This window comes from Candidatus Desulfosporosinus nitrosoreducens, from assembly GCF_030954495.1.
Lineage (GTDB): Bacteria > Bacillota > Desulfitobacteriia > Desulfitobacteriales > Desulfitobacteriaceae > Desulfosporosinus > Desulfosporosinus nitrosoreducens.
This window is the reverse complement of sequence record NZ_JAVHUW010000084.1, coordinates 13,122-32,904: the sequence shown is the minus strand read 5'-3', so window position 1 is coordinate 32,904 and position 19,783 is coordinate 13,122. Positions and strand designations below refer to the sequence as shown.

Genomic DNA, 19,783 nt, shown 5'->3' with positions numbered 1-19,783 from the left:
TAATTAAAGGCGAGTTAAGCTAAAATAGGCAAAGGCAGGGCGAAAATGCTTTCCCACCTGCCTTTGCCGTATCCATAGTCAGACAAAAAGATATACATTTGACAAAGACTTTTAGCAAAATTATATTAGTATTGGCCTAAAGACACTTAAGAACAACTTATTAATTCAGAACTTTAAATGAAGGAGTATAGATATAGATGCCTGTACTGGAAAATGAATTTATCTCTGTTGTGTTGGAAGCTAAGGGGGCAGAAATTCAAAACCTAGTGTCAAAACAAGACCAAACGGAATATATTTGGCAGGGGGATTTAAAATATTGGCCTTGGCATGCACCGATTTGTTTTCCCATCGTCGGAAAATTGGCTAATGACAAATATTACGTTAGGAATAATTCCTATTCTCTCCCCATCCATGGATTCGCTAGAGATATGGAATTTACTGAGATTGAAGTCTCAAACAGCCAGATTATGTACTGTCTTGACTATGATAAAACGACCCTTGCCAGGTTTCCCTTTAAGTTCAAGCTCGTAATTAAATACTCGCTCTTAGGTAATGGTGTGGATATACAATACATTGTAAAAAACACAGATGACAAACAAATCTATTTTTCGCTTGGTGCACACCCGGGTTTCAATTGTCCATTTTCATCAGAAGAAATGTTCAGTGACTATGAATTGATCTTTGATAAAATCGAACACTGTCTGGCTGAAGACCTGGAAGAACTCCGCTTACAGAATGGAAACACTCTAAAGTTAGAACATAAGCTTTTCCAAAAAGGAGCCTTAGTGTTCGAAAATCTGCAATCCCAGTTTGTCATTCTGAAAAGCCGGAAAACAGGCAAATCAATAACCGTTCGTTTTGAAAACTTCCCCTACCTCGGAATTTGGACGAAGGCAGACGAGGCACCCTTTATTTGCATTGAACCTTGGTTTGGAATCGCCGACAGATCTGAAGAAAGTAAGCAGATTTCCCAGAAAGAAGGCATCCTCTCCTTGCAGCCCTGTCAGGAGTTTAAGTGTGCGTATCAAATTCTTATCGCTAACTAGGTTTTTTGTGAATATGACCGTAAGTCTCGCTGCCTGCCTCGCGGACATTCTCTCTAACAAAACTTCAGCTATTCAAAAATCTGACATTGCGGAGGTAAGGATATTTCAATTACCAGTCTACAGTTTTCAACGGCCGCGGCTTAATTAACTTTGCCCTTTTGAGATTTGTGCGCGAGTGGTTGTTGAGGAAACCATCGATCACTTGGTTTGGAGTTTGCATTTTAGTACTTGAACTAAAATGTTTCGCTGTAAATTCATACTGTTTTAAGGCAATTATTTTCGTCCGAAACCACTCGGTATGTATATGTTCATCGACAAAATTATGTTGGAGAATTTTAAGCAGCTCTTCATCACCATAGTTTTCCTGATAGAGCTTGTTGAGCAAATCGTTGTAGTCTTTCATAGCTTTTTGTTCGATCAGGATATCTATCGCCAAGGTATTTTCCAAACCTGTCATGGCGCTAAGTTCACCGGCTGTCTTGCCAAGTATAGGGGAAATGATATCGCCTAAAACTGTTGGTTTGGCGCCAAGCTCTTTAATCTTTTCTCCAATATTATCCACATGGTTTTGTTCAATAAACGCACAGCGTTCCAGGACTATGCCGCTATACCTGCCTTTGAAAGCTTTGCTTTGAGCATTATATAAGTCGACTTGATTTAATTCCAAACTGTAAAACCAGTTTAGTTTAGAAATGAGTGTTTTTACATCCATAGTAATCCCCCCTACATAACAACATTTAAGTTATTATGTACAGCTTCGCATTTATCTACTTAAAGTTTTGGCGCCCTTCAATAGTTATTTCATATAGAAAGATGGAAAGGTCCTCAGCGTAAAACTGCGGGGACCTCTTTCTTTAGGCTTTTATCAATCAATATTTCGAAAAGCCTTCCGCTAATTGATCTCAAGCGTTATCTCTCTGACAAGTCTATTAATTATTCCCCACAAGCTTGTAACACTTGTCATATACCCCCATAGGCTAATCTTAAGGAAGTGAGACAAACATGTTATTATACTGTCCCCATTGTCAGAATCCAGACTATTTGAGCAATTGGGTCCAATGTACTTCTAAAATTTTAAGAATAAAAATAATTACGGCTGCTAATCATCAGTATTATTTCTGTCCTAAATGCTTAACCGCCACTATAACTTCGAGTCTTCCACGAATAGAGCCTTAAAAAATTATATGCCGGGAGCCTTAACCGGAATTTTACTCATGCTTTAATTTAAGCATGACTCTTTTTTTCAGCATACATCTTTTGGTCAATGTGCTTAATAAATTGCTCCTGATTTTTTTCCGATTCCAAATTCCACAAATCATACCCCATACTTACGCGCAGTTCAAAGGGATGCTGAGAATTTGAATTAAATTCTTTAATGCCATCCTGTATTCTGTTAACGGCACTTTCTAGCTGCTCAAGCTGATCCGCCTCAAGCAAAACGGCAAATTCGTCACCGCCAATGCGAGCGACAAAATCTTCCTTTCGCAAGCTTCTCTTCAAAATAATCCCCATGTTTTCAAGCACGATATCTCCTGTTTTGTGACCGTATGTATCGTTAATCTGTTTAAAACTATCAATATCAATCATAATACCACCCATATTTTTCCGTCTCATGGAAAAATTCAAGAGCAATAAGTCAAACTTGCGGCGATTGGCCAGGCCGGTCAAATGATCTATATACACCTGGGAGCTTTGCAGGTTCATGTAGACTATAAGCAGAGAAAATGAGAGGGAAACCCAAAGTAAACTTATGCCAAAAAATAAGCATTGCAACATTCCGAAAACAAGAGGGGGTGCGGCGGCATAGAGCAAAGCCATCCGTTCCTGTTTCAACACAGACTTCCGCTTTAGCAATACGATAACGATATAATATACCAGATAGCTATAACAGATTGCCGGCAACAGCCAATAGTGGGCACCCCGGTGATATACATTCTGAGCATCAATATAAAAAAGAAAGCCTCCCTTCAGACTGGCTATCGACATTATGCTGTTGAAAACCAAGGGCAATGCCACAACCAGACCAAGCCAGGAGCTCGTTTTCTGCTCATTCTTAGATATAATAGAATCAAGATAGAGAATCCATAAAGCTTCCGGTAGCGGATTTGCTATATAAAATATACAGACAATAGCCGGCAGTAAAATTCTGGCTGCAAGCAAATTCATGCCGGTGAAAATATTCAGCAACATCTCCAGCATAAGCAGAATAATATTGACGAAAATCAGCCGGCGAAAAATCTTTTGCGATAAGGTCGCATACAAATCATGTCTGCCTATGTGGAAATATAGAATCAATGTGATTCCAAGTCCAATAGCGGAGGTTTGAATATAATATACCAGTGGCATTTATCCCTTCTCCTTTTCCCACTCACTCTTATGACCTGTATCAAAACGACCAAAAATCGAGGCCCCATGTAAATTTGCCTCGATTTTTTCCAACCAGCCAGCAGAAAATTTAGCTAGACACTGGTAATTCTACTATATAAAGCAGCTCCTGTCTTCAGTCTATTGCAAAATATTGACCTGCTTATTTTTTATTCCTCAGTGTTGCCGTCTCGCGGCATGTGTGTCTGAAAGTACAAAAAAGGAGGCTTATAAGCCTCCTGACTTAAGTTAATCCTTTATTTCGACAAGAGCTACCGTAACATTTTTAGTTGACCCATTGCGGTAATAGGTTATATTGACCTTGTCCCCCGGTTTATATTTGAAGAGTTCGTGAGTCAAGCTTGTAGAATCGGAAATTGTAACGTCATTTACCTTCGTGATAATATCTCCTTGCTGCAAACCGGCCTGATCCGCGGCTCCGCCGCTGATAACCTGCAAAATGTAGGCTCCCGCCGGCCATCCTTTTTGGGAGGCATACTCCGGGGTATATTGATTGGCGACTTGAACATTCAACCCCGCATGACTGGCATAGCCTTTTTGAATTAACTGTTGAATCGTCGGCATAGCGTCTGTAATCGGAATAGCAAAGCCCATGCCCTCAAATCCTGTTTGCGCGTATTTGGCCGAATTAATTCCAATGACCTGACCTAGATAATTGACTAACGGCCCTCCACTATTCCCCGGGTTTATTGCCGCATCGGTCTGAATTAAATTAAAGCTGGATTCCCCTTCAATATCCAAGATGCGATTCGTCGCCGACACCACTCCCGTGGTGACGGAACCGGCAAATGCTTCTCCCCCCGGATTGCCTATGGCCACAACCGGTTCACCAACCTGGAGCTTGGAGGAATCTCCAATCGTTACCGCCGTTAAATTACTGGTATCGCTAATTTTAATAACGGCCAAATCTGTACGCGGGTCCGCACCCACTACTTTGGCATCCACATTTCTTCCGTCCGGCAAATTTACGACAAGCTTTTTCGCTCCGTCAATGACGTGATTATTAGTTACGATATAGCCGTTCTGAGCATCAATGATGAAACCGGAACCGCTTCCCGACTCCACCAAACTATTGCCGCTGCTATTTCCGGCTTCAAATCCCCAGCCAAATGTTCCGGCTCCGGCGTTACTTTGAAAATTGGAAATATTGACGACGGCCGGGCCGACGTTTTTGGCTATGTCCACGACTGGAAAATCAGTGGAGTTGTAATCCAATTTGATAGGTTTTGTAGAGGCCTGGTTCAAAATAACGGGAGAACTGGTCTGGCTGGATGTTTTGTTGGCGTAGATTGAAGGGGCAACACCGACTGACACTAAGCCACCCACCAACGCACTGGTTAAGCATAAAACAAGGGTGAGCAAATAACGCGTATGTTTTGGGGTGGGCGGGGTTTGGGGATAACTCGACTGATATGGATTGTCCTTATTGTAATAACTCATTCATTGTGACCTCCTTCTAAATAATTTGCAGTTAAGTCCGGCACTTTGCTGCCTGGCGGGTGGTCAGTGCCACAAAAATAAGTTGTTACCCCTTATCGAAAATAATTTTAACCAAATGCTTCAAAAAAACAATGAAAAAAGTTTGAAATTTTTTTTAAGAATTGGTTAAGCTCAGGAAACAGAAAAAACACACAAATTGGCACCTCTGCCAAGTGGATCAGGCTAAGAAATGCCAGCGGTTCTCCCTTTGGCGCTCCGTGAAACCAAGTTAACTGAAGAGAGGGATTAGGAAACATTACCAACTATAAATTCATGGATTTTAAAAAATAAATACTTTAACCAAGATTTTAATCTTCCTTTAATATACCTTGGACATATTAACTTCAAAACAAATATGTTCTTGGAGGAGTTTTTCTTGGAATTAATAAATTTAAACAGAACCGATCGAATTGGATTAACTGGCAAACAAAAATCAGCTCTCTTTTTTTCAACCCTATTTGTCTTTGCTAATATCTATAGCCCACAGCCAATCCTTCCCTCTTTGACCCGGGTTTATCATCAACCTCCTCAAATGGTTAGCTTAATTATATCATTACCCTTAATTTTAATTGCTTTGTTTTCTCTCTTATACGGATGCGTCTCAGATCGCTATGGACGGTGGACAGTTATGCGTTGGAGTACTGTAGTTTTAATTGTTCCTACTTTATTATTAACAATAGCACCAAATTTCTACATTCTGCTCTTTTTACGCGCACTACAAGGGCTTTTATTGCCTGGCTACATGACGACAGTTATTTCGTATGTCAACGATATTTTTCTCCCAACGGAACGTGGTGCAGGAATGGGAATTTTTGCTGCAGCATCAGCAATAGCCGGACCTCTGGGGAGAATTGAAATAGGTACGTTAAGCCAGTTCTTAGACTGGAAAGCTGGTTTTTTAAGTGCCGCCTTAGCCACATTAATAGCTTGGATTCTCATTGACAGAGTACTGCCCAATGAAATAAGTCAAACAGGTAACATATCTTCAGCTGCCGACAATGTAAGTTCAAAGGAAGACCTTAAAAGAATTCTTGTATCTTTTGGGGAGCACCTTCATAATCGCCATCTGGCTGGAACTTATTTAGTAGGAGCTGCAATGCATGCCAGTTTTATAAGTGTGTTGACTTATCTGCCCTTTAGACTGAGCCAAGCCCCTTATAACTTAAATAACTCTCAGATAAGTCTTATCTATGCACTTTATTTACTGGGGGCTTTGATAGCCCCGCGAGCCGGTCGTTTATCCGATTCTATTGGACGTCGTTTCGTTCTCGGTCTGGCTCTTACCCTGATGCTTATGGGGCTATGGCTAACAATATCATCGTCCTTAATTTTTATTCTTATGGGCATCACATTAACAATTTTAGGCCTATTTTCAGTGCAATCAACCGCCACTTCTTTAATTGGGGATTGGACTGTGAAAAATCGAGGAACAGCAACATCTTTATACACTTTCTTTTACTATCTTGGCGCCGGAGTAGGTACTTCGATCAATGCAATTATTTGGGTTCAAGCATCCTGGATTGGTATCATAACTTTCTGTAGTTTTTCTATCCTAATGGCCCTGCTCTCAGTAGCTATTCTTTGTTAAGCAAATTTATTAGATTTAACTTCTAAAAGACCAATTTGTCAGGAAGTAAAACCTGACTGTACTGTACAGCCGGAATACTTCCTCTTGAGCAGCAGTCTAATAATCCATAGAATTTATGATCCTTGCCGCAATCCAAAATCACCGTACAGGCCTCTCATAATTTATGGCGAATTTTCCCGCCTAATGCTCTCCTGATTCACAAACACTTAATTGATATACAATGTGATAAAAATTTAAATCCAAAGGCTAATTCTAAGAAAAACTAAAGGTTGATAATTTATCATTACTTATGAACAAACCAAATTTACCGCACAGATGTGGAGAAGCCCCAAAACTTGTTATTCGGCATTTGTATCAACGTATCACAAGCTTTGGACAAAATCCTTTCATTATGGAGGTGACAATAGAACATTCAAAATAAATCGAAGGAAATTTAACTTAGGAGAATCGAAGTGGAAACAATTCTATCCCACCTTGCTCAATTTGTCATCAGTGTTATTTCTCTTTTCGGTTATCTGGGAGTTTTTCTGGCTATGGCCATTGAAAGCGCTTGTATTCCTTTACCCAGTGAGCTCATTCTTCCTTTCACCGGTTACATGGTCTTTCTAGGTCGTTTTACTCTCTGGCAGGCAACCATAGCAGCCACTTTGGGTAACCTATTCGGGGCACTTGTTGCCTATTATATCGGACTATGGGGAGGTCGCCCGTTCATAAAGAGGTTTGGACGCTATATTTTTATACACGAGCGAGAATTATCTAACGCCGAAAAATTGTTCGAACGCCGCGGCGAATTAACCGTGTTTATTGGCAGACTATTACCTGTAGTGCGAACGTTTATCTCTCTTCCAGCTGGAATCGCACGCATGAATGCTCTCAAAATGGCTGTTTACACTGTCGCCGGAGCTCTGCCCTGGTGCCTGATGCTGATTATTGTTGGCCAGAAGCTAGGGGAGAATTGGAATACTCTTAAACCATTATTCCATCGGCTAGATTTATGCGTAGGTATTCTAATTTTGATGTTATTGGGTTACTGGCTAAACAGAAAAAGAAAAAATCACTGATGTCCAAGAGTTAGTATACTATGGTAAATTAAAACAGATCTCGTTTCAGCTTTCTTGGAGAAAGCATTAAGATTTACTTCTTTGGCTTTACTTAAAATGTCAATCATTGTTTGAAAAATGACTTAGATTTAAAATTCAGGAGAACTGAGGTAAAAAAATGAATAAAAAAACTATTGCAATGGCTACGAGTCTGGCTATTGGGGGATCTCTTCTCTTTGGAGCTGTTTTTGCTAATGCTTCTCAATTATCCGGATATGAAACATACAAAAACGCTGTAAAAGATACCAAAAATCTGCAGAATGAAACGATTGATTTAAAAGCTGCCATTTCTGATAATGGCAGCAGCTTGGTTAACGTTAGTTTAAATGAAAAACTTAATGAAAGTTCCAATGCTATGAGTAATGTAACGACAATAAAATCAGGTGATAATACGCAGACCTACAATAGCTATGAACAGGACGGAAAAAAATCACTAAAAGCAGCAACAGTGACCAATACTTAGTGAGAGATGACAGTCATAAAAATTCTAATGCTATAAAAGAAACCCAAAATCCCGTTGTTGAAAAGAGTATGGAAGTTGTCGTTGATACCTTGGCAGGAAGCATGCAAAGTAACGTGAATACAACCGACAGCACGGACGGAACAAAAACCGTCACTATCAATATCGGTGAAAATGACGTAACACCACTCGTCAACGCCTTAACATCCCTAGCTTTTACGGCAGAGAATCACAGGGGTTCTTACCATAACGACAACACTGATAAGAACAATATTAAAGACTTAAAAGACGTTATTCCCCAGCTTCAGAGCGATATCAAAGTTATAAGTGTTACTTCAACAGGCACTATCAATAAAGATGACATCCTTACAAGCCAGACTGCAACTATCGTAGTTTCGGGGAAAGATGCTCAGGGAACTCAGCATCAACTGACATTTAATCTCGATTTAAATCTGTCCAATATAAATAGCACAACTCCGGATAAAATTGACTTAACAGGAAAACAGGTAAAAACGCTGGCCTCCCATACAGAGGGAAACTGATACTCAGGATAACTAGATTAGCTTAACTTTAGATACCAACGGAATGACAGAAAATGAGCAATTCTATTTGCTCATTTTCTGCTAAATAAACAAAAATGGGTGAAACAAATGGAAAATGTTTTAGAAGTAGCCGGGCTTACTAAGATTTATAAAAACGGGCGAGGAGTAAAGGATATTACCTTTGACGTTTGTAAGGGAGATATTTTCGGCTTCTTAGGTCCTAATGGGGCAGGCAAAACCACGGTAATGAAAGGAATTACAGGCTTAAACGCAATCCAAAAGGGAACCGTAAAAATATTAGGCTACAATTTAAACTCCCAGTTTGAAAGCGCGATTCGAAATGTCGGTTGTATCATCGAAACAGCTGATGTTTATGAGTATATGAGTGCCTACGAAAACCTAAAGTTTGTATCTCGATTTCATAAAAATATTAATGAAAACGATATTGATAACATATTAGAATTGGTCAACTTAACGAAGTTTAAGAAAGAGAAAGCTAATAAATTTTCCCTGGGAATGAAACAGAGACTGGCTCTTGCTAAGGCGTTGCTTCCGAATCCAGAGTTGGTAATTTTAGATGAACCCGCTAATGGCTTAGATATTGAAGGTACTGTCCAAATGCGCAATCTGATTAAAGAACTTGCGGCGAAAAGGAAAATGACGTTCTTTATTTCGAGTCATTTAGTTCACGAAGTTGAACTAATGTGTAATAAAGTTGCTATCATTCACGAGGGACAGCTTGTCAACAGCGGCATACCAATAGGGAGCATTAAAGAAAAATTTAATTCTTTAGAGGACTTCTATATGAACCAGGTGAAGGGGGAAAGTTCTAATGAATAGCCTAAGCGCCAATGTCATAAACGAAGTTCGAAAATTATTCTTAAAGAAGAAGACCTCTGTATTTCTAATCATCATGGCTATTTTAAGCTTTTTAACAGCCCTTTTTATATCAAATATTCAAGCCAAGCTTATTTTTATGGCAATCAATTCCATAAGTTATCCTCTGATGCTTTTAGCCATATTTACTAATACTTTTCTGCCCCTATTTGTTTTTATGGCAGCCTCAGATTTATTTTCAAACGAAATAGCAGATAAGACTTTAAAGCTCGTTCTGACTATGCCTATAAGTCGATTCAAAATTTACATTTCCAAAATAATAGCAATCAGTATTTATGTCATTTTAAATTTTTTCCTTATTTTCCTTGTTTCTATGCTGTCTGCCTTTATTTTGAATATAAATATAACAAACATTTCAAGTGTTGTATTCGGCTACTTAGCCGACATTATTCCGGCATTCATTTTAATTATTTTCGCCGCTTTTATTACCCAATTTTTCCGGAGCGGCAGTACGGCTTTAATCAGCTGTATCTTCATATTTATTGGCATAAAGGGGTTGTCATTATTTAACACATTATTAAATAACAATATTTTTACTACCTATCTAAATTGGTCCTCGTTATGGCTTTCGAGTTCAAACCTTATAAGAGAACTAAACTTACTTTTACTCATTTTATCTTATGGTATTATTTTCTTTACAGCCGGATATTACTTATTTGATAGAAAAGAAGTATAACTCCTTGAGTTAGTATTTTAAAAATCCAGGTTTAAAGGTTATCACGGACAAAGAAATAGAAAACTGCTTAAAAGATAACGCCGCTTAGGTCAGTCCTAAGCGGCGTTATCTTTTTTCCAAGCTCGATGTGCCTCACAAGTTTAATTTCTATCTTCATCTAAAAAATTACGAACCCTTTATGACATTTTTAATTTCTATATCTTAATAATTCTTTAAGGCTATTTTTATTTTCCTTTAATCTTATTGGGGAAAGATAGAATAAGATAATCATTTAGTCAAATTAAGTTGATGTAGTGGAGGTGTATTAAGCTTTTAATTGGATGTATAGAGTGATTTTTTAAACCCGGTTATTGTATATCTATTAAAAAACCAGGAGGATTCAAAATGAAAACACCATCCCGGGAGATATTGTGCAAGGTCCCAGCAATAACGCTCATGTTCTGGATCATAAAAATCATGGCAACAACCGTAGGCGAGACTGCCGCGGACTTCCTCAGCGTAAAATTGAACTTAGGTCTGACTGTCACGACCTTTGTCATGAGTGGTCTCCTGCTCATCACCCTGTTCTTTCAATTCCGGTCAAAAAAGTACGAGCCAAAGATCTATTGGCTTGCCGTAGTCTTGATTAGCGTTGTCGGCACGCTGATCACCGACAACCTAACAGACAATTTTGGGGTTTCTCTGAAGACAACCTCCATTATCTTCACATTCGCTTTGTTGGTGACCTTCGCAGCTTGGTATATGAGGGAAAAAACACTGTCTGTTCACTCCATTTTCACGGTCAGGCGTGAAGCATTCTACTGGTTGGCAATCCTCTTTACATTTGCCCTGGGTACAGCAGCCGGTGATCTTATAGCAGAGTACTTCAGTTTAGGTTACTGGAAGTCAGCGCTCTTATTTGCTGCTCTAATTGGAATGGTAACCCTCGCCTATTACATGTTAAAGCTAAATTCTGTATTCTCCTTCTGGATCGCCTATATCTTGACCCGTCCGCTAGGGGCCTCACTCGGTGACTACCTGTCACAGCCTGGCAATCAGGGCGGAATTAATTTAGGTACGGTAAGAACGAGTACGATATTCCTCGCTATAATTTTGAGTATTGTCATCTATTTGACTAAAACGCGAAGAGATGAGATCCCGCTTGAGAAATAAAACAAAACCTACAGCTAAACTTATTGATCCCTAGCTGTAGGTTTTGCTTTTGTCAGTTTCACAGGTTGCGCATTTCCTCGACTGCCGGACGGTGAAATATATGATTAGTGCCGATAATTGCAATTACCGTAGATGTCATTGCCGCTGCCGCCAATATTATAAGGTAGCCCCATGGTATAGAAAGAATTTCAGGTGGTGGATCAAAGACCCCCGTTAATACCTTGACCAACATTTGGGCCACCCCAAAGCCCAATACGACACCTAAAATACTGCCTCCCGTTAAAATAACCAGACCTTCACTCCAAATAAATGCCCCAAGCTGTCTCTTCTTAGCTCCCAGAGCAGCAAGGATAGCCAAAGTACGCCGACGTTCAGCTAAACCAAGAGCCAGGATTAGACCTGTCGAGGCAGCGGCTAGCAAGATAGCAAGTCCCAATTCCAAACGCGTAAGTCCGTGTAGATCCACCGCCGTCAAACCAGAGCTGATAGCTCGTTGGGTAGAATTAATATCAGTTACGTTTGCACCCGCCAATGAACTAACTGCGGTTCGTACCCGCGAAGCAAGCGCCGCAGGATTAGCGGTCGCCCGCATCAACACAATTTCTGCAGCATCTGATCCGGTTTGTTGAGCAATATAGTTTTTATTCGCTACCAAAAAAGAATCTTTCGGTGCGGTAGGAAATTCCCGGACAATCCCGATAAAATGAAACGGTACCACATGATACTGATGATCCTCAACATTCTGAAGGCGAAGATTAATTTTGTCACCAAGGTTAAGTTGGTAATCCTTCGCCGTCTCTTCTGAGACCAAAACACCGTCCGGTTGTTTGGCTAAGTCTGATAAAGTTCCCTGAGCGTTTCCTCCGACAAAGTAGGCGTTAGCAATATTGGTCACTTTGCCGATAGCTTTCGGATCAATACCATACATATCCTGTAAGTCGTTACCCACATAGACCAGACGATGCTGCATGGACTGTATGGCGGCAACCCCTGGTAAGGCTTTTAATTCGTTCAGTTTGGTGCTTGGTGCGGACGTTGTCAAGCCGGCGACGGTTACATCGGAACCGTTCGTCAATTCAGCATCAACATGGGACTGGGCGTTATACGTCGTATTGAAAACCGCCGTGGATACTGCAAAGGATAACGCTAAGGCGATCAGGATAATCCCACGCACAATCAATAGTCTCTGCCGGGATAATGAGGCAGAAACCACTCCGGAAAGGTCATGGGCGATAGGGTTGAGCATCCCGGCCAGCAGTTTGCGTCCTCTGACCAGCCACCCTTCCAGGAAGCGGGTAGAAAGCAAAACGGCACCGATCCAAAGACACAATGGAGCGATAAAGGCTTCAAAATGCACCGAAGTTGTAGTTATTCCTTCCGGTGCCAGAACGACCTGATAACCAGTACTGGCCGTTCGCCAAAACTCAACCCCAGAGATAACCAGCAAAATAATGTCCAGATAGACTCGCTGCCAAAGGGCTTTGCTCCCTCGGCCTACCGTCGTCTGTGCAGAGACAACTGAGGAATGGTGTATCTGTATCCAAGCAGGATACACCATGGCAGTGATGGCTAACATAAAGCCAATCAGGGACGCACTCATCGTCCAAAACATGGCGCTTCCACCTATTAGCTCATTTCCCGGCAAGAACGTCCGTTCAACCCCCAGGAACAAGACATTCCCGATCACCACGCCTCCGATAGCCACAATCAGAGCCTCGATAGCCTCCAAGCCTAATATTGTCCGCACTGAGGCTCCTCTAATCCGCAGCAAGGCTTGTTCCTTACGTCGCCGATTAGTTCCTGACGCCGCAATTGCCAGGGTAAGCAGAACAGCCAGAATGGCACCCGGCAAACCCAAAAACAAAAAGAGCACTTTACCATAAGCGGCATCCGCCTGAACACTCCCTAAACGGGTTGCCAGAATATCTCCAACTATTCCTCGGCCGGCAATCCGGACCTCCAAATTGTTCGCCAACTGTTGTACAAATTGATGGGCGACAGTGGGATCAGTTGGTAGGTCATGCCCGATCCGGACATGGAATTGAGTGTGCACTGAATCAGGCCGCACCACAGCTTGTGGTCCAAAAACTTGTTGCCACTGCGCTTCGGGGAGCATCAGTACATTATCCGGGGGAGCCTGTGGTGCTGCTCCGGGCGGCAAGCCAATGGCTTGAAAGAGGGAGTCTGCGTTGGGAAGATCCACAACACCGTCTACCATCACTTCACAAGGGGGTAACCCCACCCTTTCAATTTTCACCCGATCACCCGGCTTGACATGCAGGTTCGCTGCTGTTTGCTGAGCAACAAGCACACCCTGTCCCGCCCCAATGAGTTGCCGAAGTTCTAAGGGAAACTTTGTCCAATAGTTTGTACTAATACCCAGTACTTTCCCTGGTCCCGTTGTTTGAACTGACCCACCGGTATTGGCAATCAACCCATTCATATCAGCATATCCCACTTGTTCTAAAGCCGTGTAGGGTGTTACCTTACCGATCGCCTCTTTAACCGTATTAGCATCTGAAAGATGGGAAAGTTGAATTTGCCAGTCCACGGGAACCTCTTGGATGGCACGTTTGGTCATTGAAGCGCCGGCCGAAGCAATAAAGGCTCCCAGAGATGCCAGTAGTGTGACGGTGAGGGCAACACCGGTGATTGCTCCCATCAATCGTCCCAAGCGATACGTTAGTATACCTTTTAACCATGTCATTAACATACCGCTCCCTCCAGGACACCATGATGCATCTGCCAGATCGTTTTCATCCGCTCGGCTATGGCCTGATCATGAGTTGCCACAACCAACGCTATATCAAGTCCTTCCAGCGAATCAAGCAGCACATCAAACAAATGCTGAGCTGTAGGATGGTCCAGTTGACCTGTAGGTTCGTCTGCCAGAATGAGCTGTGGCCGACTGGCTAAAGCCCGAGCCACCGCCACTCGCTGGGCCTGACCACCGGAAAGCTCCTCGGGCAGCTTATTGGCAATGTTATTTAGTCTCACTCTGTTCAAAGTTTCCAAAGCAGTTTTTCGGGCTTTGGTTACTCCAACATGCCCCAGAAGCAGTGGCAGTTCAACATTTTCGACCACTGTCAGGGGAGGCAGTAAACTCTGCATTTGAAAAATGAAACTGATTTTCCGGGGACGAAGGGTTTCGCAAGTCCCCAGTCCTGGCCAGGAAATAGTGCCCGAGGTGGGTTGATCTAATCCTCCCATTAGATGCAGCAAAGTGGACTTACCGCTGCCAGAGGGACCGACCAAGGCGATTTGATCCCCCGGTTTTACTGAACAGGTTGCCGACACCAACGCGATCTCCTGTACTTCTCCACGTGTATAAATCTTGCCGGCGTTTTGCACGTCGACGAGTAGCTCAGGCATACTTAACAATCCTCCCGTCAACCACTCTGAGAATACGATTAGCGTGAGCTGCCAGGGCTTCACTATGGGTTGCTATGATGGCGGCACCACCACTTTTTCGGTAACTTTCGAACAGGTCCAGAATCTTTTTTTCTGTCCCTGCATCAACTTCTCCGGTCGGTTCATCAGCCATGAGTACTTTGGGGTCGTTAGCAAGAGCCACCGCAAGTGCAGCCCGAGCTGTTTCCCCGCCTGAAATCCGGGTCGGACGAGCCTGCCGCCGTTCATATAAACCAACCAAATTCAACAGCATTGTCAGACGTTGTTCATCTACTTTATGTCCGAATTGCATTTGCAAATGAATATTGTCTTCCACCGACAGGTGATTGAATAAATTTCCCGACTGAAGTACGATTCCTATCTCTTGGGCACGAATTGCTGCACGTTCTGCTTCCGGTCTTCTCGTAAAACGTTTGCCCAACAGCTCCACATATCCGCCGTCCGGTTCATCCAATCCGGCCAGACAGGACAATAAGGTCGATTTTCCACTTCCCGAAGGTCCCATTACGGCCACAATTTCTCCTGAATCCACATAGAAATTCACTCCGCGCAAAGCCAAAGTTTCCTCATCTCCGGTATGGTAAAAACGATAGAGATCAAACGCTTCAAGAACGCGCATAGTTACCTCCATTTAAAGCTGGCAGACATCCGATTCCACTGATCCACGTTATCAGCTCCCAGTGGGGCCCAAAGTGTCAAAGCCGCCAGCTCTCCATTTTTATAAAACAGATAACGACTGTTCTCCAACCGCACCTGCTTACCCGTTACCGGATCGGGGTCTGAATTCGAGTCATAGCTAATCAAAATCGCCGAACCGCTTGGCAAATTAACTTGCTTCACACTATTAAGAGTGATAGCCCTTCCTGTTTTCTTTAACTCCGCCACCTGATCGTTACCCACACTTGCGACAGTTGGTTGGGAAGATTGTTGGGTAAGGGCAACCTGCACTCCATTTAATTTATCCTGAAATAGGACATCATGATCCTTGGTCGTGCGTCCCCATCCTTCCGGCACGACAAGTTCATACCCATCTGCTGAAGAAGTATAGGTTACAAACGCTTGAGTATCCGGTATATCGCCCGTTGGATTTTTTTCCGGTACCACAGGTTTTTCTGGACTTGAGCCCGTCCCAACAATCGTTTGAGGCTGCTGCGTTGTACTGGTTTTGTTTGAAGAAGACGTGATATGCGGGGGCGTATTGGTGGAAGGAGAACTGTTTGTTCCGCAACCACCAAGTAACGCCGTGGACGAAATCATAGAGACAAAAATTAACAACGGTATTGCTTTAGACATTTATGTACCTCCTTGCTTCTCAATAATGTTTCCCATTGTCCAGCCGTTTCTGGCTTAGAAATAATGTCATCAGGTGCATCATCTCTTTTCCAGCCCAATTTAACACAACCGGATTAAAGCAAGATGAACGAAGGATTTAAAATAAATAAAACCAGGCGGAATTGGCCTGGTCAGATCAAGATTAAGCGCAATCTTCGGGGGAATGCTTGCCTGTTATCGACAGCCACCCTTATGCCGAAAAAGATTAAACTCATACAGAAAGACGCAAACCAGAGCCCACAAGCAACCAACCGTTAAAGCTGTAACTACTGCGCTAGGAGTATGAATCTGCAGAAATATAAGACTTAGTCCTAACAGTGTCATCAGTAATAATTCTCCCACTAAAAGAAGCAATTGGATTAACCGTGGACTTTCACGGCCAATGATGTAACCTAGAACCGCATAAAATGATAGACCTGCGAGTAAAAATCCCGTATTTGGAACTTGGAAAGGAACTATGTTTTCGAAAACGTTAATATTTTCTCCACGAAAAACAAAGCGGAAAAGATGATCAATAATAGCCCCGCCTCCCCATGCCAATGTCAAAGGCAGGATATGGGCCCATCGCTTAGTAACGCGCCCTAAAATCACAACTGAAATTAAATAGACACCAAAAATCACCACGTAGGTTCCCAAGGCATTGATATGCTGCATTAAACGGATAATCCATGGCGGGGAGATAAACTTTAACCACGAAGCTACAAATTCGTCAAATTCCGCTACATCGTGAGAAACAAAATCCTGAATCAAACTCATAAGAAGGATGAAAAGAGTTAGAAAAATACCCCCTCCAACTGCTGACAGCAGACGCCGCTTACCTAATGACATATACCGATCTGATAAACGCCTAGCTATGTCAGTTAGCCAGGCTCCCCAGCGCTCATGATTCTTGTATGTGAGATAAAAGCCTAAAAAAATCACTACCCCAATGACCCCGAGTAAAAGTGAATAGCGATGAAGGATGCGAAGAATCAGTTTCCAACCGCTTCCCAAGCTCCTACCCAATACAATAAAGAGAGTTGTCCATAAGAGAGCCCCTATATAAGAAAAAAAAGCAAAATTTCTGTACTCTAAACGGCTTAATCCTGCTATATAGCCCGAAAGGTGACGAACTCCGGGTATAAAATAACCAACTGTTAAAAGCTTTCCGCCATGCCTGTGATACCAATTCAAGACCTTTTCCAGCCGTTTACCACCAGCATGTTTTTTTAGATAGCTTAAAACCTTGGCTTCGAAAAGGAGACCTAAAATATAAGCTAATGTAATTCCCGTGATGCTTCCCAAAGCTGACGCCAATATCGATAAAATCGGATTTAGTTGACCCGAAAAACTTAAGAAGCCCACATAGGTCAATAGAAATTCATCAGGAAGCGGTATTCCTAAAATAGAAAGCAAAAGAATAACATAAAGACCTACATAACCATATTGAATGACGTGGTGAATCAATATACCTGAAGACATAAAGTGCTCCTTTCCGAGCCTGCATGATGCCAAAAGACATGTATCGTGAAATAGAAACAGCTTAAACTTCAATAACATTGTTACAGGGAAGTTCTATGCAAAACCGGGCCCCATGCGGTTCTAAGTTTTCCGCCCAAATTCCTCCCCCGTGAGCGTGAACGATTCTCTTGGCAATACTCAGCCCGAGACCATGTCCCGGTATTTTACGCGAACGAGCCTCATCAACCCGGTAAAATCGGTCAAAAATCAATTCCAGAGCATCAGGTGGAAAACCGGGACCATTATCTTCGATAATAATTCTTACTTTATCCTCGGCTTTCTGTAAAAATATCCGGATTATCCCGCCTGATGGCACATATTTTCCGGCATTTTCCAGGATGATTCTGATAAGTTGTTTAAGGTAGAGAGCATCCCCCTTTAACTCGATATCTGGAAGCAGATCATATTTAACCACGAACGAGCAAAGAAAGGGCAGACCCCTGGCGCTTTCAATAATGAGCTCGCTCAAATTAAGAGAAACCAAGGTTAAATGCAACTCCTCCCGAGCCAAGGTCAACAGATTTTCCACTAATTTCGTCATCATCTTTGTTTCTTCAACCATAGCTGTTGCTGAGTCACGCACAACGGCAGGATCTTCAGCTCCCCAGCGTTGCAAAATATCTGCATGCCCGCGAATAACCATCAAAGGAGTTCGAAGTTCATGGGAAGCGTCTGCCACAAATTGCTTTTGCTGCTGAAAAGAAGTTTCCAACCTTTGCAACATATGATTGAAATTTTGGCCTATTAGATCGAGTTCATCCTTATTTCCCCGCAAGGAAAGACGTCGGTTAAGATCATTGGCTGTTAACAGGGAAATTTCCCGATTCAACTCTTCTAAAGGCGCAAGCACTTTACGAGATAAAATTAATCCTCCGATAGAAGCCAACAACGAAGCTGATCCACCCAGCCATAGCAATTGGCGTAAGAGCACGGTTTGGGCCAGCTCTATATCTTCCAAATCTGCCGCACCTTGAAGCGTACCTATTTGTTTCCCGCCAAACATGATTGGTCGAGCCATATAATAGACATCTTTGCCATTAAAATTGCGAATTTCAGGACCTGTCTGTTGTTCGATCGGAAGCAAAACGTTGACATTACCTTTCTTTTGTAATACATTCCCCTGCAAAGAAGTTAATTGTATGGTTACACCTTTAGGTACATCGTCATTTAAAACCTCAGGATCATGAATATTCACTGCCTGCCCTTCCATCTGATCATCCAGCGAGCCAAGGACACGAGTAACAGTACTCTCAAGGACTTGTTGCTTTTCTTTATGTAAATCTTGGCTATTACCCCAATACGTGATAGTCGAAAGAATGAGCACCGTCAAAAGAAGCAGCAAAATATACCAAAGAGTAATTTTCCAGGCTAGACCCCATTTAATTTGGGGGAAACGCAGCTTCCCAATCAGCTTAGTCTTCGGCGCGCAAGACATAGCCGACTCCCCTAACTGTATGGAAATAATGTACTTGAAAGCGATCATCAATTTTGCCACGTAAAAAACGAACGTAAACGTCTACAGCATTTGATTCCCCATAATAATCGAAACCCCAGACATTTTCCAAAATATGCTCTCTCGATAGAACACGGTTCGGATGCTCTAAGAACAATGTCAACAATTCAAATTCTTTTTTGGTTAAACTTACTTCCTCACCTTTAAAATAGACTTGATAGGCCTGAGTATTTAGTTCAAGTTCCCGGAACTTTAAATGTCCTGAATTTTTAACCGGGGGATTTTTACGTCGTAATACCGCACGAATCCGAGCCATTAATTCATCCATAGCAAACGGCTTTGTTAAATAATCGTCCGCACCAAGATCCAAGCCAAAGACTTTATCCTGAACTTCGTCTTTGGCGGTCAGAAGCAGAATCGGGATATCCTTGCGGGTGCGAATTTGTTTGCAAATTTCATAACCATTGAGAAAAGGCAGCATAAGATCTAAGAGAATCACGTTCCACTCCTGCGCTAAGGCCAAATCCAGCCCCGTCCTACCATCAGCGGCAAGCGCAACCCGATGTCCCTGATGTCCTAATTCCAAGGCTATTACTTTGGCAATAGCATGGTCGTCTTCAATCAATAATATATCGAGCTCTGTTTCCGGCATCTTCACATAATTCCTCCTTCGTGGACTATCTCGATTGTAAATGTTGTCCCGAACTCTTCTCGCTCCTCTGGTCAAAGGTTCAGAGCACATAATGATGCGGCTCTGAACCC

18 protein-coding genes are annotated in these 19,783 nt (G+C 42.3%); 8 read left to right on the top strand and 10 right to left on the bottom strand.

What is annotated here, in order from left to right; genetic code table 11:
* Positions 1-197: 197 nt before the first annotated feature.
* Complete coding sequence (locus tag REC12_RS25875; protein ID WP_308899232.1) at positions 198-1,046, top strand: aldose 1-epimerase family protein; 849 nt, start codon at positions 198-200, stop codon at positions 1,044-1,046.
* Positions 1,047-1,155: 109 nt separating this feature from the next.
* Here REC12_RS25875 and REC12_RS25870 read toward each other — a convergent pair whose 3' ends face one another.
* The 3 genes from REC12_RS25870 to REC12_RS25860 all read right to left on the bottom strand — a co-directional run bounded on the left by REC12_RS25870 (position 1,156) and on the right by REC12_RS25860 (position 4,871).
* The gene (locus REC12_RS25870) at positions 1,156-1,758 is read right to left on the bottom strand and encodes a demethoxyubiquinone hydroxylase family protein (protein WP_308899230.1); all 603 of its coding nucleotides are present in this window, start codon (positions 1,756-1,758) and stop codon (positions 1,156-1,158) included.
* Positions 1,759-2,270: 512 nt separating this feature from the next.
* Positions 2,271-3,392: a GGDEF domain-containing protein gene (locus tag REC12_RS25865; protein ID WP_308899228.1), complete on the bottom strand. Its 1,122-nt coding sequence runs from the start codon at positions 3,390-3,392 to the stop codon at positions 2,271-2,273.
* A 267-nt stretch (positions 3,393-3,659) separates the two neighbouring features.
* Positions 3,660-4,871, bottom strand: a complete 1,212-nt coding sequence (locus REC12_RS25860) for a S1C family serine protease (RefSeq protein ID WP_308899226.1) — start codon at positions 4,869-4,871, stop codon at positions 3,660-3,662.
* Positions 4,872-5,286: 415 nt separating this feature from the next.
* On the opposite strand from REC12_RS25860, the gene REC12_RS25855 reads away from it, so the two are divergent.
* From REC12_RS25855 to REC12_RS25825, 7 genes are all read left to right on the top strand, one after another.
* Positions 5,287-6,498: an MFS transporter gene (locus REC12_RS25855; protein ID WP_308899224.1), complete on the top strand. Its 1,212-nt coding sequence runs from the start codon at positions 5,287-5,289 to the stop codon at positions 6,496-6,498.
* Between the two features lie 452 nt (positions 6,499-6,950).
* Positions 6,951-7,559: a DedA family protein gene (locus REC12_RS25850; protein ID WP_308899223.1), complete on the top strand. Its 609-nt coding sequence runs from the start codon at positions 6,951-6,953 to the stop codon at positions 7,557-7,559.
* Between the two features lie 157 nt (positions 7,560-7,716).
* On the top strand, positions 7,717-8,061 hold the full coding sequence (locus REC12_RS25845) for a hypothetical protein (protein ID WP_308899221.1): 345 nt from the start codon (positions 7,717-7,719) through the stop codon (positions 8,059-8,061).
* 68 nt (positions 8,062-8,129) lie between these two features.
* Positions 8,130-8,600 (top strand): hypothetical protein, encoded by a 471-nt coding sequence (locus REC12_RS25840; protein ID WP_308899219.1) that lies wholly within the window; start codon positions 8,130-8,132, stop codon positions 8,598-8,600.
* Positions 8,601-8,708: 108 nt separating this feature from the next.
* The gene (locus REC12_RS25835; protein ID WP_308899217.1) at positions 8,709-9,440 is read left to right on the top strand and encodes an ABC transporter ATP-binding protein; all 732 of its coding nucleotides are present in this window, start codon (positions 8,709-8,711) and stop codon (positions 9,438-9,440) included.
* Positions 9,433-10,173, top strand: a complete 741-nt coding sequence (locus REC12_RS25830; RefSeq protein ID WP_308899216.1) for an ABC transporter permease — start codon at positions 9,433-9,435, stop codon at positions 10,171-10,173. Before REC12_RS25835 ends, REC12_RS25830 begins: the two co-directional genes overlap by 8 nt.
* Before the next feature lie 384 nt (positions 10,174-10,557).
* Positions 10,558-11,325, top strand: a complete 768-nt coding sequence (locus REC12_RS25825) for a COG4705 family protein (RefSeq protein ID WP_308899215.1) — start codon at positions 10,558-10,560, stop codon at positions 11,323-11,325.
* Positions 11,326-11,383: 58 nt separating this feature from the next.
* Here REC12_RS25825 and REC12_RS25820 read toward each other — a convergent pair whose 3' ends face one another.
* From REC12_RS25820 to REC12_RS25790, 7 genes are all read right to left on the bottom strand, one after another.
* On the bottom strand, positions 11,384-14,038 hold the full coding sequence (locus REC12_RS25820; protein ID WP_308899213.1) for an ABC transporter permease: 2,655 nt from the start codon (positions 14,036-14,038) through the stop codon (positions 11,384-11,386).
* Positions 14,032-14,697 carry an ABC transporter ATP-binding protein gene (locus REC12_RS25815; RefSeq protein ID WP_308899212.1) on the bottom strand — a complete coding sequence of 222 codons (666 nt, stop codon included), beginning with the start codon at positions 14,695-14,697 and terminating at the stop codon, positions 14,032-14,034. The genes REC12_RS25820 and REC12_RS25815 overlap by 7 nt, the downstream gene beginning before the upstream one ends.
* Positions 14,690-15,355, bottom strand: coding sequence for an ABC transporter ATP-binding protein (locus REC12_RS25810; protein WP_308899211.1), 666 nt, complete (start codon positions 15,353-15,355; stop codon positions 14,690-14,692). Before REC12_RS25810 ends, REC12_RS25815 begins: the two co-directional genes overlap by 8 nt.
* A gap of 2 nt (positions 15,356-15,357) precedes the next feature.
* Positions 15,358-16,029 carry a PsbP-related protein gene (locus tag REC12_RS25805; protein WP_308899210.1) on the bottom strand — a complete coding sequence of 224 codons (672 nt, stop codon included), beginning with the start codon at positions 16,027-16,029 and terminating at the stop codon, positions 15,358-15,360.
* 213 nt (positions 16,030-16,242) lie between these two features.
* Positions 16,243-17,529, bottom strand: a complete 1,287-nt coding sequence (locus tag REC12_RS25800; protein ID WP_308899208.1) for a DedA family protein — start codon at positions 17,527-17,529, stop codon at positions 16,243-16,245.
* Positions 17,530-17,590: 61 nt separating this feature from the next.
* A complete protein-coding gene (locus tag REC12_RS25795) occupies positions 17,591-19,003 on the bottom strand; it encodes a sensor histidine kinase (protein ID WP_308899206.1) in 1,413 nt (470 codons plus the stop codon).
* Positions 18,981-19,673 carry a response regulator transcription factor gene (locus REC12_RS25790; RefSeq protein WP_308899427.1) on the bottom strand — a complete coding sequence of 231 codons (693 nt, stop codon included), beginning with the start codon at positions 19,671-19,673 and terminating at the stop codon, positions 18,981-18,983. The genes REC12_RS25795 and REC12_RS25790 overlap by 23 nt, the downstream gene beginning before the upstream one ends.
* Positions 19,674-19,783 lie beyond the last annotated feature (110 nt).

Excerpts from the sequence above, each read along its gene's own strand:
- REC12_RS25875 (WP_308899232.1), top strand. The coding sequence starts at position 198 with ATGCCTGTACTGGAAAATGAATTTATCTCTGTTGTGTTGGAAGCTAAG.
- REC12_RS25870 (WP_308899230.1), bottom strand. The coding sequence starts at position 1,758 with ATGGATGTAAAAACACTCATTTCTAAACTAAACTGGTTTTACAGTTTG.
- REC12_RS25865 (WP_308899228.1), bottom strand. The coding sequence starts at position 3,392 with ATGCCACTGGTATATTATATTCAAACCTCCGCTATTGGACTTGGAATC.
- REC12_RS25860 (WP_308899226.1), bottom strand. The coding sequence starts at position 4,871 with ATGAGTTATTACAATAAGGACAATCCATATCAGTCGAGTTATCCCCAA.
- REC12_RS25845 (WP_308899221.1), top strand. The coding sequence starts at position 7,717 with ATGAATAAAAAAACTATTGCAATGGCTACGAGTCTGGCTATTGGGGGA.
- REC12_RS25840 (WP_308899219.1), top strand. The coding sequence starts at position 8,130 with ATGGAAGTTGTCGTTGATACCTTGGCAGGAAGCATGCAAAGTAACGTG.
- REC12_RS25835 (WP_308899217.1), top strand. The coding sequence starts at position 8,709 with ATGGAAAATGTTTTAGAAGTAGCCGGGCTTACTAAGATTTATAAAAAC.
- REC12_RS25830 (WP_308899216.1), top strand. The coding sequence starts at position 9,433 with ATGAATAGCCTAAGCGCCAATGTCATAAACGAAGTTCGAAAATTATTC.
- REC12_RS25825 (WP_308899215.1), top strand. The coding sequence starts at position 10,558 with ATGAAAACACCATCCCGGGAGATATTGTGCAAGGTCCCAGCAATAACG.
- REC12_RS25820 (WP_308899213.1), bottom strand. The coding sequence starts at position 14,038 with ATGTTAATGACATGGTTAAAAGGTATACTAACGTATCGCTTGGGACGA.
- REC12_RS25815 (WP_308899212.1), bottom strand. The coding sequence starts at position 14,697 with ATGCCTGAGCTACTCGTCGACGTGCAAAACGCCGGCAAGATTTATACA.
- REC12_RS25810 (WP_308899211.1), bottom strand. The coding sequence starts at position 15,355 with ATGCGCGTTCTTGAAGCGTTTGATCTCTATCGTTTTTACCATACCGGA.
- REC12_RS25805 (WP_308899210.1), bottom strand. The coding sequence starts at position 16,029 with ATGTCTAAAGCAATACCGTTGTTAATTTTTGTCTCTATGATTTCGTCC.
- REC12_RS25800 (WP_308899208.1), bottom strand. The coding sequence starts at position 17,529 with ATGTCTTCAGGTATATTGATTCACCACGTCATTCAATATGGTTATGTA.
- REC12_RS25795 (WP_308899206.1), bottom strand. The coding sequence starts at position 19,003 with ATGTCTTGCGCGCCGAAGACTAAGCTGATTGGGAAGCTGCGTTTCCCC.
- REC12_RS25790 (WP_308899427.1), bottom strand. The coding sequence starts at position 19,673 with ATGCCGGAAACAGAGCTCGATATATTATTGATTGAAGACGACCATGCT.